The organism is Actinomycetospora chlora (genome assembly GCF_039542135.1).
GTDB lineage: Bacteria > Actinomycetota > Actinomycetes > Mycobacteriales > Pseudonocardiaceae > Actinomycetospora > Actinomycetospora chlora.
The window spans coordinates 39,053-53,925 of the sequence record NZ_BAABHO010000034.1 but is presented as its reverse complement, the minus strand read 5'-3'; the positions used below and the strand labels follow the sequence as shown (position 1 = coordinate 53,925).

General features: G+C 77.2%; 12 protein-coding genes. 9 read left to right on the top strand and 3 right to left on the bottom strand.

The window, feature by feature from the left end:
* Nucleotides 1–3 precede the first annotated feature (3 nt).
* Nucleotides 4–216, top strand: a complete 213-nt coding sequence (locus tag ABD994_RS20155; RefSeq protein WP_345419098.1) for a hypothetical protein — start codon at nt 4–6, stop codon at nt 214–216.
* 3 nt (nt 217–219) lie between these two features.
* On the opposite strand, the gene ABD994_RS20150 is transcribed toward ABD994_RS20155, so the two are convergent.
* Nucleotides 220–708, bottom strand: coding sequence for a DUF427 domain-containing protein (locus ABD994_RS20150; RefSeq protein ID WP_345419095.1), 489 nt, complete (start codon nt 706–708; stop codon nt 220–222).
* 128 nt (nt 709–836) lie between these two features.
* Nucleotides 837–1,427: a YqgE/AlgH family protein gene (locus ABD994_RS20145; protein ID WP_345419092.1), complete on the bottom strand. Its 591-nt coding sequence runs from the start codon at nt 1,425–1,427 to the stop codon at nt 837–839.
* Between the two features lie 190 nt (nt 1,428–1,617).
* On the opposite strand from ABD994_RS20145, the gene ABD994_RS20140 reads away from it, so the two are divergent.
* The gene (locus tag ABD994_RS20140) at nt 1,618–3,078 is read left to right on the top strand and encodes an MFS transporter (RefSeq protein ID WP_345419089.1); all 1,461 of its coding nucleotides are present in this window, start codon (nt 1,618–1,620) and stop codon (nt 3,076–3,078) included.
* Between the two features lie 510 nt (nt 3,079–3,588).
* Here the strand turns inward: ABD994_RS20140 and ABD994_RS20135 are convergent.
* The gene (locus ABD994_RS20135; RefSeq protein WP_345419086.1) at nt 3,589–5,055 is read right to left on the bottom strand and encodes a CCA tRNA nucleotidyltransferase; all 1,467 of its coding nucleotides are present in this window, start codon (nt 5,053–5,055) and stop codon (nt 3,589–3,591) included.
* Nucleotides 5,056–5,236: 181 nt separating this feature from the next.
* Between ABD994_RS20135 and ABD994_RS20130 the strand changes: the two genes are divergently transcribed.
* From ABD994_RS20130 to trxB, 7 genes are all read left to right on the top strand, one after another.
* On the top strand, nt 5,237–5,665 hold the full coding sequence (locus ABD994_RS20130) for an NUDIX hydrolase (protein WP_345419153.1): 429 nt from the start codon (nt 5,237–5,239) through the stop codon (nt 5,663–5,665).
* The gene (locus ABD994_RS20125; RefSeq protein ID WP_345419083.1) at nt 5,662–7,953 is read left to right on the top strand and encodes a DUF6049 family protein; all 2,292 of its coding nucleotides are present in this window, start codon (nt 5,662–5,664) and stop codon (nt 7,951–7,953) included. Before ABD994_RS20130 ends, ABD994_RS20125 begins: the two co-directional genes overlap by 4 nt.
* Before the next feature lie 401 nt (nt 7,954–8,354).
* On the top strand, nt 8,355–10,289 hold the full coding sequence (gene murJ / locus ABD994_RS20120) for a murein biosynthesis integral membrane protein MurJ (protein ID WP_345419080.1): 1,935 nt from the start codon (nt 8,355–8,357) through the stop codon (nt 10,287–10,289).
* A gap of 109 nt (nt 10,290–10,398) precedes the next feature.
* On the top strand, nt 10,399–12,366 hold the full coding sequence (locus tag ABD994_RS20115) for a protein kinase family protein (protein WP_345419077.1): 1,968 nt from the start codon (nt 10,399–10,401) through the stop codon (nt 12,364–12,366).
* Between the two features lie 79 nt (nt 12,367–12,445).
* Entirely contained in the window at nt 12,446–13,075 is a 630-nt protein-coding gene (gene sigM / locus ABD994_RS20110) for an RNA polymerase sigma factor SigM (RefSeq protein ID WP_345419074.1), read from the top strand.
* Nucleotides 13,072–13,695, top strand: coding sequence for a hypothetical protein (locus ABD994_RS20105; RefSeq protein ID WP_345419071.1), 624 nt, complete (start codon nt 13,072–13,074; stop codon nt 13,693–13,695). The genes sigM and ABD994_RS20105 overlap by 4 nt, the downstream gene beginning before the upstream one ends.
* 49 nt (nt 13,696–13,744) lie before the next feature.
* A complete protein-coding gene (trxB, locus tag ABD994_RS20100; RefSeq protein WP_345419069.1) occupies nt 13,745–14,860 on the top strand; it encodes a thioredoxin-disulfide reductase in 1,116 nt (371 codons plus the stop codon).
* Nucleotides 14,861–14,873: the final 13 nt, after the last annotated feature.

The window sequence follows — 14,873 nt, the reverse complement described above, 5'->3', positions numbered from 1 at the left end:
CTCGTGGCCCTCCGCGACGGCACGCTGTCGCCGGACGAGGAGGCGGACGTGCACGAGCGGATCGCGGACGACCCGGCCGCGGCGGCGCTGCTGCGCGACCTCGACGTCGCCGAGGGCGTCCTGCGCCGCGTCCGCGGCGAGGGCATGCCCGCCGACGTCGCCGCGCGCATCGAGCGCGCGCTCGCCGAGGAGGCCCGGCGGCGTCCGGACCGTTGAGGCTCACCAGCCCCAGGTGCCCGGCCCGCCCTTGAACGGGCCCACGACGTCGTGGGTGATCCAGCCGCCGTAGAAGCCGCCGGGCTGGGGTTCGACGCGCTCGCCGTCGAGCGTGATCTCGTCGAACGGGGCGGGGTAGAGCGCCACGCGGTCGGCGAGCAAGGGGTAGACCGCGTCCTCCGGGTACCACCAGCCGACGTCGGTCAGCGGCGCCGCGCCGGGCACGACGACGTCGACGTAGCGGGCGGTGCCCTTCCACTCGCACACCGTCCGGCGCTGCGCCGGCCGCAGCACGCCCTCGGCGAAGGCGGTGCGCGGCAGGTACCACGTCGGCGGGTGGCTGGTCTCGAGCACGCGGACCACGTCGTCGGTGTCGGCGACGACCGTGCCGGCGTGGGTCACCACCGCCCGCCGCCGCACGGCCTCGGCCCGCGGGGGACGGGGGTAGTCCCACACCGACTCCTGCCCGGGACCGGGCTCGACGCGTCGCACGCATCCCACGCTAGGCCCGGACGGAGGCATCGGCGCGGCCGAGCGCGGCGAGGCCGGGGAAACGAACGGCGAGTTCGCTGCTACGGAAGCAGCGAGAGTGCCGTTCGTTCGTCGGGAGGGGGGCGGCTTCAGTTGCGGCGGGGTTCGGCGACGTGGGTGGCGACGAGGGCCAGGGGCATGCCCTGGCGGCGCAGGACGCCGCCCCAGAGGTCGTAGCCCGGCGGGGCGAGGACGTCGTCGGGCAGGGCCGGGACGACGTACCAGTCGCCGCGGCGGATCTCGCCGTCGAGCTGGCCGCGGTCCCACCCCGAGTAGCCGGCGAAGACGCGCAGGCCGCGGACGCGGGGGGCGAGGTCTTCGGGGTCGCCGTCGAGGTCGACCAGCGCCACGGGTCCCCGCACGCCGACGACGCCGCCGGTGCGCGCCGGGTCCTCGCCCGTGCGCAGGGCGGCGAGGCACAGCGCCGTGCGCTGCTCGACCGGCCCGCCCACGAACACCGCGTGCGGGGTGGTGGTGTGCGGGCCCCACGTCGGGAGCACGTCGGCCACCGAGACCTCGCTGGGCCGGTTGAGGACGACGCCGAGCGTCCCGGCCGGGCGGTGGTCGATGACGAACACGACCGACCGCGCGAAGTTCGCGTCGGTGAGCGTCGGGGCGGCCACGAGGAGCGTCCCCGCCTCGACCTCGGCCTGCTGATGTTCACCCACACCACTGGCCACGCACCCCATCGTCGCACCGGCGCGCGGGCGGCGGGCAGGCGCGGTCGGGGTGTTCGCGAGCACGGTCGGCCCAGCCCGACCCGGTCGTCACGGCCCGGAGCAGCGGGCAGACGCGGACGTGACACCCGGGCACGAACCGGTCACGGAGCGCCGGACCGGCGCCGGTCACGAGCGCGTAGCGTGGGCGCTCGTGCCCGCCGCGCCCGCTTCGACCGCCTCCGCGGTCCCCAGCGCGCGGTCGACCCGGCCCGTCGCGCGGTTGCGCGAGCTGCTCGTCCACCCCGGCTTCGGCAAGCTGCTGACCGTCCGGCTCGCCGCGCAGTGGGGCGACGGCGTCTTCCAGGCCGCGCTCGGCGGCCTGGTGCTGTTCAGCCCCGAGCGCGAGGCCGACCCCGTGATGGTCGCCCTCGGGCTGGCCACCGTGCTGCTGCCGTACTCGATCGTCGGCCCGTTCGCGGGCGCGCTGCTCGACCGCTGGGACCGCCGCCGGGTCCTCGTCGTCGCCGGCGCCCTGCGCGGGGTCCTGACGCTGCTCACCGCCGGCGTGGTGCTGGCCGGCGTCAGCGGGCCGGCGCTCTACCTCGGCGCCCTCGCGACGATCGGGGTCAGCCGGTTCATCCAGGCCGGGCTCTCCGCGGCGCTGCCGCACGTGGTCGTCGACGAGCACCTGATCGGCGCGAACTCCCTGGTCACCACCGCGGGGGCGGTCGCCGCCGCGATCGGGGCCGGGTGCGCGATCGGTCTGCGCGGCCTCATCGGGCCCTACGACACCGACGCGGCGTGGACCACGGCGGTCGCCGCCGTCGGCTCGGTGCTCATCGTGCTCGTCGCCACGCGCATCCCGCGGGGCTCGCTCGGGCCCGACGAGCGCCGCGAGGCCGCGCAGGCCCTGCGCGCGGTGGCCTCCGGGCTGGCCGACGGCTTCCGCGCGGCGCGCGCCGCACCGGGGGTGCTGGGCGCGTTCGGGGCGGTGGCCGCGCACCGCCTCGCGTTCGGCATCACGACGCTCGTGGTGCTGCTGCTGATGCGGAACTCGCTCACCGACGTCGGGCCGTTGAAGGCGGGCATCGCCGGGCTCGGCGAGGTGGTGGCCGCCGTGGCCGCCGGCCTCGGCGTCGCCGCGGTGGTGACGCCCTGGCTCACGGCGCGGGTGGGCCGCACGGTGACGATCCGGATCATGCTCGTGCTCGCCGCGGTCGCCCTGCTGGGCCTCGGGCTGCCGATGACCCTGCCGACGATCCTCGCCGGGTCGTTCGTGCTCGGTCTCGTGGGCCAGGCGATCAAGCTGTGCTCGGACGCCGCGGTCCAGACCGAGGTCGGCGACGCCACGCGCGGCCGGGTGTTCTCGCTCTCGGACACCACCTTCAACGTCACCTACGTGGCCTCGGTGGCCGGGGCGGCGTTCCTGGCGCCGCGCAGCGGGCGCTCGCCGCTGCTGCTGGCGCTCGCGGCCGGCATCTACCTGCTCGGTCTGGTGATCCACGAGCTCGCGCTGCGCGCCGGTGCCCGGCACCCTGACGAGCCGGGGGATCAGGGCGGCACCCAGGCGTCCGCCCCCTCGGCCACCGTGGCGTCGACCGCGCCGTCGCCGTCGGTGTCGACCAGCAGCACGTCCCAGCGCCCCGACGGCTCGCCCGACGAGGACAGGTAGGCCAGCTCCGCGCGGCCGTCGTGGTCGGCGTCGACCAGCAGCTGCTCGGCGCGCCCGTCGCCGTCGAGGTCGCACACCACCTCGTCGCCCGGCTCGTGGTCGGCGTCGACGGCCGCCCCGTCGAGCACCCCGTCGCCGTCGGTGTCGAGCGTCGGGTCGGCCTGCTCCGAGCGCCCGCGGACGTCGCTCCAGTGCAGCGCCGCGACCGCGGCCGGGGTGGTGTCGAGCGGGGCCGGGGCGTCCCACAGCCCGCGGCCCGACGGGTCGGTGTACGCGTGATCGGGACGGCCGTCGTCGTCGAGGTCGAGCAGCGAGTGGTCGGCGGTGCCGTCGCCGTCGGCGTCCCACAGGGCGTCGTCGACGCGGCCGTCGCCGTCGAAGTCGAGCGCCACGGCGTCGCGCGCGCCCGGCGGGCCGAGGTCGAGGTCGGCGGGCGAGGAGTGCCGGTGCACCGGGCCGGACCCGGTGCCGAACACGTAGCTCAGGCTCACACCGGGTTCGACGCCGGCGTCAGCTCTCCGGTTCCGTCCCGGTCCCGACGCCCTCGGCCGCTGCCCACCGCAGCAGCTCCGCGCGCGCCTCGTCGTCGTCGAGCGGTCCGCGTTCGAGCCGGACGTCCTTGAGGTGGCGCCACGCCCGCCCGACCAGCGGTCCGGGCGGGATCCCGAGCAGCTCCATGATCGCGTTGCCGTCGAGGTCGGGCCGTACCCGGGCGAGGTCCTCCTCCTGCGCGATCCGCGCGATCCGCTCCTCGAGGTCGTCGTAGGAGCGCTGCAGCGCGGCGGCGCGGCGCTTGTTGCGCGTCGTGGAGTCCGAGCGCACGAGCTGGTGCAGGCGGTCGAGCAGCGGCCCGGCGTCGGTGACGTAGCGGCGGACCGCCGAGTCGGTCCACTCGCCCTTGCCGTAGCCGTGGAAGCGCAGGTGCAGGAACACCAGCTGCGCGACGTCCTCGACGACCTGCTTCGGGTAGCGCAGCTCGCGCAGCCGCTTGCGCGTCATCTTGGCCCCGACCACCTCGTGGTGGTGGAAGCTGACCCGCCGCCCGGGCTCGACACGCCGGGTGGCCGGCTTGCCGATGTCGTGGAGCAGCGCGGCCAGGCGCAGCACGAGGTCGGGGCCGTCGGTCTCGCGGCCGATCGCCTGCTCCATCACCGTCAGCGAGTGCTCGAAGACGTCCTTGTGCTGGGCGTGCTCGTCGATCTCGAGGCGCATCGCGGGGACCTCGGGCAGCACGACGTCGGCGAGCCCGGTGTCGACCATGAGCTCGATCCCGCGGCGCGGGTGCTCGCCGAGCAGAAGCTTGGACAGCTCGGCCTGCACCCGCTCGGCGGTGATCCGGGCCAGCTGGGGCGCCATCTCGGCCATCGCCTCGCGCACCCGCGGCGCGACGTCGAAGCCCAGCTGGGAGACGAAGCGGGCGGCGCGCAGCAGGCGCAGCGGGTCGTCGCCGAAGGAGGTGCGCGGGTCGGTCGGGGTGTCCAGGACGCCCCGGGCCAGGGCGGCGAGCCCGCCGTAGGGGTCGACGAACGTGCGGTCGGGCAGCGAGAGCGCCATGGCGTTGGCGGTGAAGTCACGCCGGACCAGGTCGCCCTCGACGGTGTCGCCGAAGGCCACGACGGGGTTGCGGGTGACGCCGTCGTAGGCGTCGGCCCGGAACGTCGTGATCTCGCAGGTCACGCCGTGGCGCGCGGCCCCGATCGTGCCGTAGGCGATGCCGGTGTCCCAGACGGCCTCGGCCCACCCGGACACCAGCCGCTGGATGACGTCGGGGCGGGCGTCGGTGGTGAAGTCCAGGTCGCCCGAGGAGCGACCGAGCAGCGCGTCACGCACGCTCCCGCCGACGAGGTAGAGGCGGTGGCCGGCGTCGGCGAAGCGCCGCGCGAGCTCGTCGGCCACGGGGGCGTAGCGCAGCATCTCGACCACCGCCGCGTGATCGGCGCCGGTCGTGGACGTAGGGGCTGGCGCGGGTCCGGGCACGACAGGGCAGCGTACCGCGCGCCGCGGCGGCGACCCGGACACCGGAGGGGACACGACCCCGACACGACCCCGACACAGCGCCGACAGATCCCCGTCACCGGGCGGGCGCCGTACGATCGCGGTCGTGTCCACCCCGTCCCGCCGGTCCGGCGACCGGCGCCGACGGGGCTCCCGGCGGCGGATGCGCACGGTCGACGAGACCTCGGCGGGTGGCCTCGTCGTCGACGCCGCCGGCGCGAGCGCCGCCCTCATCGGGCGCCTCGACCGTCGCGGACGCCTGCTGTGGTCGCTGCCGAAGGGTCACCTCGAGGAGGGCGAGACCGCCGAGCAGGCCGCGGTGCGCGAGGTCGAGGAGGAGACCGGCATCATCGCGTCCGTGCGCGCGTTCCTCGGCAGCATCGACTACTGGTTCGTGGCCGAGGACCGCCGGATCCACAAGACGGTGCACCACTACCTGCTGCGGGCCCACGGCGGCGAGCTCTCCGACGCCGACGTCGAGGTCACGGAGGTGGCCTGGGTGCCCCTCGCCGAGCTCGACGGCCGGCTGGCCTACGCCGACGAGCGCCGCCTGGTGCGCCGCGCCGCCCAGATCCTGGAGGAGTCGGCGTGAGCCGTCCCCGCCGCCCGCGGGGAACCCGACCGTCGCGCGGTGGCGCGGCGGCTCTCGTGCTCGCCCTGGTCGGCGTGCTCCTCGCGCTCCTGGCGCCGGGCGCCCAGGCCCTCCCCGCGGCGCCGCCCGACGCCGACGACCCCCCGGTCACCGTCGTCCTCGACACCCTGGCCCCCCGGCTGGTCACCGCGGACGGGCCGGGCGACCTGGTGGTCACCGGCCACGTCACCAACCGCTCGGCCGTCGAGGTCCGCGGCCTCACCCTGCGCCTCGCCCGCGGCACGGCGCTGACGGGCGACCGGGCCGCGCTCGGCGCCCTCGACGGCGACGCGCCCACCACCCCGGTCCGGGCGCAGGTCACGGCCCCGCCCACCGTCGCCCCCGGCACGGACGCGCCCTTCACCCTGCGCCTGCCCCTGGGCCGCGACGGCCTCGGGCTCGACGGCCCGGGCGTCGTCCCTCTGCGCGTCGAGGCGACCGGCGGGCTCGGCAGCACCGGGTCGTCGCGGCTCGGCGCCGTGCGGTTGCTGCTGCCGGTGGTCGGCGTCCCCGGCCGCGGCCCGGTCGCGGCGCCCGCGGTGGGCCGCGCGGCCGGGGTCGCCGTGCTCTACCCGCTGGCCGACCGGCCACGGCGCCTGCCCGTCGTCCCCGGCGCACCGACGCTGCTCGGCGACGACGACCTCGCGACGTCGTTCGCGCCCGGCGGGCGGCTCGCCGGCCTCGTCGACGCCCTCGGCCGGGCCGCGCCCGCCGGCTCGGCCGCGGCCCGCTCGGTCTGCCTCGCCGTGGACGCCGACCTGCTCGAGACCGCCCGGGCCATGAGCGGCGGCTACCAGGTCCGCACCCCCGACGGCGGCACCCGGCCGGGCGCGGGTGCCGCGGCGGCCGGCCGGTGGCTCGCCGCCGTGCAGGCCCAGGCCCGCGGCCGGTGCGTGACCGCGCTGCCCTACGCCGACACCGACCTCGTCGCCACCGCCCGCGGGGGCCTGATCGGCCTCACCGCCTCGGCGCTCACCACCGGCACGCGGCGGGTGGCCGACCTCCTCGGCGTCGCCCCCGTCCCGGACACCGTCTGGCCCGCCGACGGCGTCGTCGACGCGCGCACCCTCGGCGAGCTCACCGCCGCCGGCACCCGCGCGGTCGTGCTCGACCCCGGCTCCCTGGAGGGCGACGCGCCGGCCGGGGCGCTGGCCCGCCTCCCGGGCCCGACCGGCCCGGCCGCGGTGACCGTCGACCGCGTCACCGCCGATGCCCTCGGCCCCCACGACACCGAGGCGTCCACGAGTCCGGCCGGCACGCCGGGCGCCCTCGCCGCGCAGGACGCGATCGGGGCGATCGCCCTGCGCGCCCTGCAGGACACCCCGGCGGACGAGGCCCCGCCCCTCGACGTCGTCGCCCCGCCACGCGACTGGGCCGCCGGGCCCGACGAGGCGGCCACCCTGCTCGGCACCGTCGACGACCTCACCCGGCTCGGCCTCGCCCGCCCCGTCGACCTCGGCACCCTGGTGGGCGGGGTCGGCGCGGGCACGCCCCTGCCGGCCGCGTCTCCCTCGTCCGAGGACCCCGACGACCTCGTCACCGAGCCCGTCGTCGCCCGGGCCGGGCAGGTCCTGGACCGCCAGCGCGCGCTCCTCGCCGCCACCGAGCGCGACGGCGTCGGGGCGCCGTCGCCCACGGACGTCGTGGAGCCCCTCACCGACTGCGTGCTGCGGGCGCTGTCCGCCACCCGGCGCGGGGACCCGGCGGGGCAGGACGCCGCGGTCGGCGCGGTCGAGGCGCAGGACGCGGAGCTGCGCTCGCTCGTGCGCGTCGCCCAGCCCTCGGGCTCCTACTCGCTGGGCTCCAACGACGCCCCGCTGCTGCTCACCGTCGAGAACCGGCTGCCGGTGGCCGTCCGGGTGGACGTCGTGCTCGAGCCCACGCCCGGCCTGCGCACCGCCCCGCTGCCGGAGATCACCGTCCCGGCGTTCGGCAGCCGCCAGGTGCAGGTCGAGGTGGAGGTGACCCGCGCGGGCCAGTTCACCGTCGACGCGCAGGCCCGGACACCGGAGGGTGAACCCCTCGGACCGACGGCTCGTCTGCTGCTGCGCTCGACCGCCTACGGCACGATCACGGTGTGGTTGACCGCGTCCGCAGCCGTCGTGCTGGTGATCCTGGCGAGCGTGCGGATCGCGCGCCGGGTGCGGGCGGCCCGGCGCGACCGGAGGTCCCGGCGCCGGCGCCGGGACGACCCCCGGTCCCCGGCGGACCCGCAGGACCTCCCGACGCGCGAGCTGCAGAGACGGTGAGCCCCACCGAGCCCGACCGCCGGCGCGACGACGCGCCCGCGGACGACGGCGGACCGGACGTCGTGCCGCCCCCGGCGCCGCCGGCCCACCGACCCGTGCCGCCGGGGTCCCCGCCCGGTCCTCCTCCCGGTGTCCCACCCGGTGTCCCCCCGGGGGTGCCGCCCGGTGGCGCGGCCGGACCCGTCCGGCCGCCGGTGCCGCCCGGCGGTCCCGGAGCCCCCGGCCCGCCCGTCCCGCCGCCCCCGCCCCCGCCGCCGCCCACCGGCCCGCCACCCACCGGCCCGCCGCCCCCGAGGGGCCGCCGCGGCGCACCGCAGGACCCGCCGGCGTCGGAGGCCGGCGGACCCGGCCGACCCGGCGGACCCGGCAGTCCCGTCCCACCGCGACCGCCGCGGGGACCGGTGCCGCCCGGCCCGGCCGACGCCACCCGGCCCGTCCCGCGGGGCGGGCCGCCGGCGCGCCCGCCGGGATCCCCCGCGGCCGGCGCCGAGGCCTCCACCATCGGGGTCACCGCACCCACCGCCGCGGTCGAGGCCGCCGACCTCGACCCGCACCGCACCGAGGTCATCCCCTCGGCCGCCGCGCGGACGGTCCGCGTCGGGCGCCCGGCCCCGCTCGCGTCGTGGAGCTTCGCCGGGGCGGCGGACGAGACCGTCCTGCTCCCGCGGCCCCCGCTCGAGCAGGAGGCCTCGGCCGTCCCGGCCCCGCGCGCCCCCGCCGAGGACGCGGGCCGCGACGACAAGGCCCTGGTCAAGGTCTCGGGCGGGATGGCCGTCGCGACGCTGGTCAGCCGCCTGACCGGGTTCCTGCGCACGCTCGGGCTCACCGCGATCGTCGGGCTCAACCTCGTCGGCAGCTCGTTCAACGTCGCCAACACCCTGCCGAACATCATCTTCGAGCTCCTGCTCGGCGGGGTGCTGACCAGCGTCGTCATCCCGGTCCTCGTCCGCGCCGCCAAGGAGGACGGGGACGACGGGGACGCGTTCGCCCAGAAGCTGCTCTCGGGCGCGACCGTCGGCCTCCTGGTGGCCACGACGCTCGCCGTGGTCGCCGCGCCGCTGTTGATCCGGCCCTACCTGGCCGCGGACGTCGACGTCGACCTCGCCGTCGACTTCGCCTACCTGCTGCTCCCGCAGATCTTCTTCTACGGCATGGGCGCCCTGTTCGGCGCGATCCTCAACTCGCGGGCGAACTTCGGGCCCGCGGCGTGGGCGCCGGTGCTCAACAACGTGGTGGCCCTGATCGCGCTCGGCGTCTACGCCGTCCTGCCCTCACCGCCGGACGGCATCTCGACCACCCAGCTGCTGGTGCTCGGCATCGGCAGCACGCTCGGGATCGTCGCCCAGGCCGCGGTGATGGTGCCGGCGATGCGCCGCGTCGGGTTCCACTGGAAGTGGCGCTTCGGCTGGGACCAGCGGCTCTCGGCGTTCGGCGGGCTCGCGGCGTGGGTCGTGGGCTACGTGCTCGTCAGCCAGGTCGGGCTGGCCGCCATCACGCGCGTCGCCTCCGGGTCCGACGAGGGTGGCCCCGCCATCTACAGCTACGCGTGGCTGCTGATCCAGGTGCCCTACGGCGTGCTGGGCGTGTCGCTGCTGACCGCGCTGATGCCGCGGATGAGCGCCGCCGCCGCGAACGGGCGCATCGACCAGGTGGTCAGCGACCTGTCGCTCGGCACGCGCCTGTCGACCGTGACGCTGCTGCCCATGAGCGCCCTGCTCACGGTGTTCGGGTCCCCGCTCGGCGTCGCGCTGTTCAGCGTCGGGCGCTCGGGCCCCGAGGGGGCGGCCGCGCTCGGCGGCGCCATGGCCGCGTCGGCGTTCGGGCTGGTGCCGATGGCCGTCGTCATGCTCCAGATGCGCGTGTTCTACGCGATGAACGACGCCCGCACACCCACCCTGATCATGGTCGTCATCACGGCCATCAAGGTGCCGATGGCGTACCTCTGCCCGGTGCTCCTGCCGCCCGAGCAGGTCGTCCTCGGGCTGGCCGCCGTCAACGCGTTCGGGTTCGTCGTCGGGCTCGTCGTGGGGAACGTCTGGCTGCGGGTGCGGCTCGGCCACCTCGACACCCGGCGCGTCCTGCGCACGCTCGTGCTGACGCTGCTCGCGTCCGTGGTCGCGGTGCTCGTCGCGCTGCTGGCGGTCACCCTGCTCGAGCGTGTCCTCGGCGGCGGCGCCTCGATCGTCCTGCGGGCCTGGCTCGTCCTGGTGGTCGGTTCGGCGGTGTTCCTCGTCGTGGTCGTGGTCGCCATGCGCCTGCTGCGCGTCCCCGAGCTCGACCCCGTGGTGTCGCGACTACGCCGTCTGGCGGGTCGGGGACGGGCCCCGGTGGCCTGATCCGAGGGTTCGACCGGACGTGACGGGCAACCCCGCTGCGGGCACCGCGTCCCCCGAGTCGACGCCGCAGTCCCGTACGCTCGGGCGGATTCCAGGGGGAGGTGAGGACGTGGCCGGCGAACCGTCGGGGGAGCGCACGACCACCGGCCCCGCGCCCGGGGCTCCGGCCGCGTCCGAGAGCACCGCCGAGGGCGCCCAGGCCACGCAGGCCACCCAGGCCACCCAGGCCCTCGACGGCGTGGAGGCCCCGCCCGTCCCGCCCCACCCGTCCCGCGCCACCGGTGTCGGCATCGACGGCCCGACCACCCACGTCGCCCGCACGCCGGAGGTTCCCGGCGGCCCCGGCACCAACGGCGGTACCGGGACGAACGGCAGCCACGGCACGAACGGCAGCAACGGCACCGCCGCCCGCCCGCCGCGGGCACCCGCCGGGCCGCCCGGACCGCCGTCGGGCCCCTTCCCGGCCGGTCCCCGGCGCCCGCCCCGCGGCCCGGCGCGCACCGGACCCGGCTCCGGCCCGTTCCCGGCGTCCGGGGCGCTCATGCCCGGCACGCTGCTGGCCGACCGTTACCGGCTGGTCGCCGAGGTCGGCCGCGACCGGGACGCCGATGCCGCCCTGTGGAAGGCGCGCGACGTCATGCTCGAGCGCGACGTCGCCGTGACGCTGCTGGTCGGCTCGTGGCAGGGCGACGCCAAGGCCTCCGCCGCGCTGTCGCGGGCCACCCGCACGGCGCACTTCGAGCACCCCCACGCCGCGCGCATCCTCGACGTCGTCCGGCCCGGCGGCAGCCCGCTGCCCACCGGCGTGCTCGGTGCGGCCGTGGCCGAGTGGACGCCGGGGCGCGACCTCGCCGAGCTCGTCGCCGACGGCCCCCTGCGGCCCAGCGCGGCCCTGCGCGTCATCCAGCCCCTGGCCGACGCCGTCGCCGCCGCGCACCGGTCCGGGCTCGTCCTCGGGCTCGACCACCCGCAGCGGGTCCGGGTGAGCGCGCGGGCGGCCACCCGTCTCGCGTTCCCGATGCCCCGCGGCGACGCGACGAACGCCGACGACGTCCACGGCCTCGGCGCCCTGCTCTACCTGCTGCTCACCGCCCGCTGGCCCGGGCCCGAGGGCGCCCGCCCGCCGGCCGGGCTGCGCGCGGCCCCGCACGGCCCCGACGGCAACCCGGTCCCCGCCCGCCAGCTGCGGCCCGACCTGCCGGTGGAGCTCGCGGCGCTGGTGGACCGCACGCTCGACGAGGACGGCGGCATCCGCACGGCGGCGGCCGTGCACCGTCTGGTCACCCAGATGCGCGAGGGCCTCGAGGACGACGGCGTGCTGCTGCCGGTGCTCGAGGACGGGCAGACCATCGACGCCGACGACCCGACCGAGGTGTGGCACGACGACGCCGCTCCCGAGCCGGGCACCGACCCGGACCGCAAGCGCAAGCTGCGCATCGGGGTGACGGCGCTCATCGTCGCCACGCTCGCCATCCTCGGGTTCGTGACGTACCAGGTCATCTCGGTCGTGGCCGGCGGCGGCTCCTCGGCGCCGCCCGTGGTCGTCATCCCGGAGACGCCCGCCGCCCCGAGCGCCGCGTCGGCGGCCCCGCCCTCGTCCCCGCCCCCGAGCACGCCGGCGCCCACCCCGGGCGGGCCGGTGCAGCTCTCGAGCGTCGCGGTCTACAGCCCCGCGGGCAGCCCGGACAACCCCACACGCATCAACCGCGCGGCCGACAACGACCCGTCGACCACGTGGTCGACCTCGGACTACCGCCAGCAGCTCCCCGCGCTCAAGCCGGGGATCGGGATGATGACGACGTTCACCGCGCCCGCACAGGTGGCCGCCGTGACGATCCGCTCACCCAGCCCGGGCACCCGCATCGAGATCCGGTCCGCGCCGGCCGCCGACGTCCCGCTGGCCCAGACGCAGCTGCTCGGCGCGGGCACGGTGCAGGGCGACGTGCTGCAGATCCCGCTGCAGGCCGCGCCGCCCACCGGCAACCTGCTCATCTGGATCACGGCGCTGCAGGAGCAGGACGACAACCAGTTCGCGAGCGAGCTGGCCGACGTGACCATCCAGCGCGCCGGTCCCTGAACGGTCCGCACGAACCCGGTCCGCACGAGCTTCACCGAACCGCACCGGCGCCGCGCCGTCGGCGTCTACCGTCCGCCGCGTGCCCGATCCGCGCAGCGACCGCGAGCTCCTCGCCGCGCACATCGCCGGGCAGGCCGGCGCGTTCGACGAGATCGTGCGCCGCTACGCCGAGCGGCTGTGGTTGCTGGCCTACCGCACGCTCGACCACCGCGAGGACGCCGCCGACGCCGTGCAGGACACGTTCGTGTCGGCCCTGCGCAGCGCCCCGCGCTACCGCGGCGAGTCCGAGGTCTCGACGTGGCTGCACCGGATCGTCGTCAACGCCTGCCTCGACCGCATCCGGCGCCGTCGCAGGCGCGCCACCGAGCCGCTGGCCGGGCACGACCTGCCCGCGCCGCGCGACGGCATCGACGACCACCTGACCCGCCTCACGGTCGCCGACGCCCTGGCCACCCTGCCCGACGACCAGCGGATGGCCGTGGTCCTCGTCGACGTCCACGGCTTCTCGATCCCCGAGACCGCCGCGATCCTCGGCGTCCGCGAGGGCACGATCAAGAGCCGGTGCCACCGCGCCCGCCGGCGCCTCGCGGGCCTGCTCGGCCACCTCCAGCCCGCCGCGCCCGCACATCGCGGGAACGCCCGGGCGCCCGACGACGTCCAACCCACGACGGACGCGACCACGAGCGACGGGACGGGAGGCGGATCGTGACCACGGACGACGGACCGGACCTGCCCTCGCTGCCCGACACCGCGACGCGGGAGGCGCTGGAGCGCACGCGCGCCGACCTCGCGGCCCACGGCGCGCGGACGCCGGCGATGCCGCCGGGCCTGCTCGCCGACGTCGACGCCGCGCTGGCGCGGGAACGGGCGGCCGAGGCCGCGCCGCCTCCCGTCCGCCGCACCCCCATCGTCGGCCGCGTGCTCGCCGTCGTGCTCGCCGCCGCGGCGGCCGCCGTCCTCGTCGTGACGTGGGTCACCTCAGGTCCGGCGCTGCCCCCCGCCCCGACCGCGGCGCCGCCGGCTCCCACGGCGCCCGAGGTACCCGTCCTCGCGGCCGGCGACGGGCCCGCCGGCCTGCGCGCGGCCCTCGGGAGGTCCGACTACGGGCCGCTGGCCGACGCCGGGCGCCTCGGCGGCTGCCTGGCCGCGCACGGCGTCGCCGCGGGGGTCCGCCCGATAGGGGCGCGGCAGGTCGTCGTGGACGGCCGCGAGGGCGTGCTGCTCGTGCTGCCCACCGGGGTGGCCGCGCGGTTCCGGCTGCTCGTCGTCGAGCCCGGCTGCGCGGCCGGGGCACCGCTCACCGTGTCCGACACGCTCGTCGGCCGGTAGGCGGCGCCCGGTGGGGAATCCTGAGGTCCCCCGCGACGTTGACGCCCACGTGAGCGACCAGACCATCCACGACGTGATCATCGTGGGCTCGGGCCCGGCCGGCTACACGGCCGCCGTGTACGCCTCGCGGGCCCAGCTCGACGTCGTCGTCTTCGAGGGCAGCCAGTTCGGCGGTGCCCTGATGACCACGACCGGCGTCGAGAACTACCCGGGCTTCGCAGAGGAGATCCAGGGACCCGAGCTCATGGACCGCATGCGCCGGCAGGCCGAGCGGTTCGGTGCGCAGCTGCGCCCGGAGGACGTCGACGCGCTCGACCTCACCGGCGACGTCAAGACGGTGCGCGCGCACGGCCGCGAGTACTCCGCCCGCGCGGTCATCCTCGCCATGGGCGCCCAGGCCCGCTACCTCGGCGTGCCCGGTGAGGAGAAGCTGCTCGGCCGCGGTGTCAGCGCCTGCGCCACCTGTGACGGCTTCTTCTTCCGCGAGCACGACATCGTCGTGGTCGGCGGCGGCGACTCGGCGATGGAGGAGGCGACCTTCCTCACCCGCTTCGCCCGGTCGGTGACGATCCTGCACCGGCGCAGCGAGTTCCGGGCCTCCGGGATCATGCTGGAGCGCGCCCGCCAGGACCCGAAGATCACGATCCGCACGGACGTCGTGGTCGAGGAGGTCCTGGGCGACAACGCCGTCGAGGGTGTCCGCATCCGGAACACCGTGACCGGCGAGGAGGAGACGCTGGCCGTGACCGGCTTCTTCGTCGCCGTCGGCCACGACCCCCGCTCGGGCCTGGTGCGCGACGTCGTCGACACCGACGACGAGGGCTACGTCCGCGTCGCCCTGCCGGGCACCGGCACCAACATCCCCGGCGTGTTCGCCTGCGGCGACCTCGTCGACCACACGTACCGCCAGGCCATCACCGCGGCCGGCAGCGGGTGCCAGGCGTCCATCGACGCCGAGCGCTGGCTCGCCGAGCAGCCGGACAACCGCCGCGACACCGCGCCGCCGCCCACCCCGGGCGTCGACGGTGCCGAGGTCGACCAGCTCGACTCGATCCACGCCCGCGACGGGGGCCCCGCGGCCGGATCGGGCACCCGCCCGACGGGTGGCTCGGTCGACGAGGGCTCCACCGAGCCCGCCGGCGACGCCGTCCCCGCCCCCTCCTGACCGTTCTCGACCC

Bases quoted from the DNA above. Each gene is read 5' to 3' on its own strand.
- ABD994_RS20130 (WP_345419153.1), top strand. From the start codon at position 5,237: ATGCGCACGGTCGACGAGACCTCGGCGGGTGGCCTCGTCGTCGACGCC.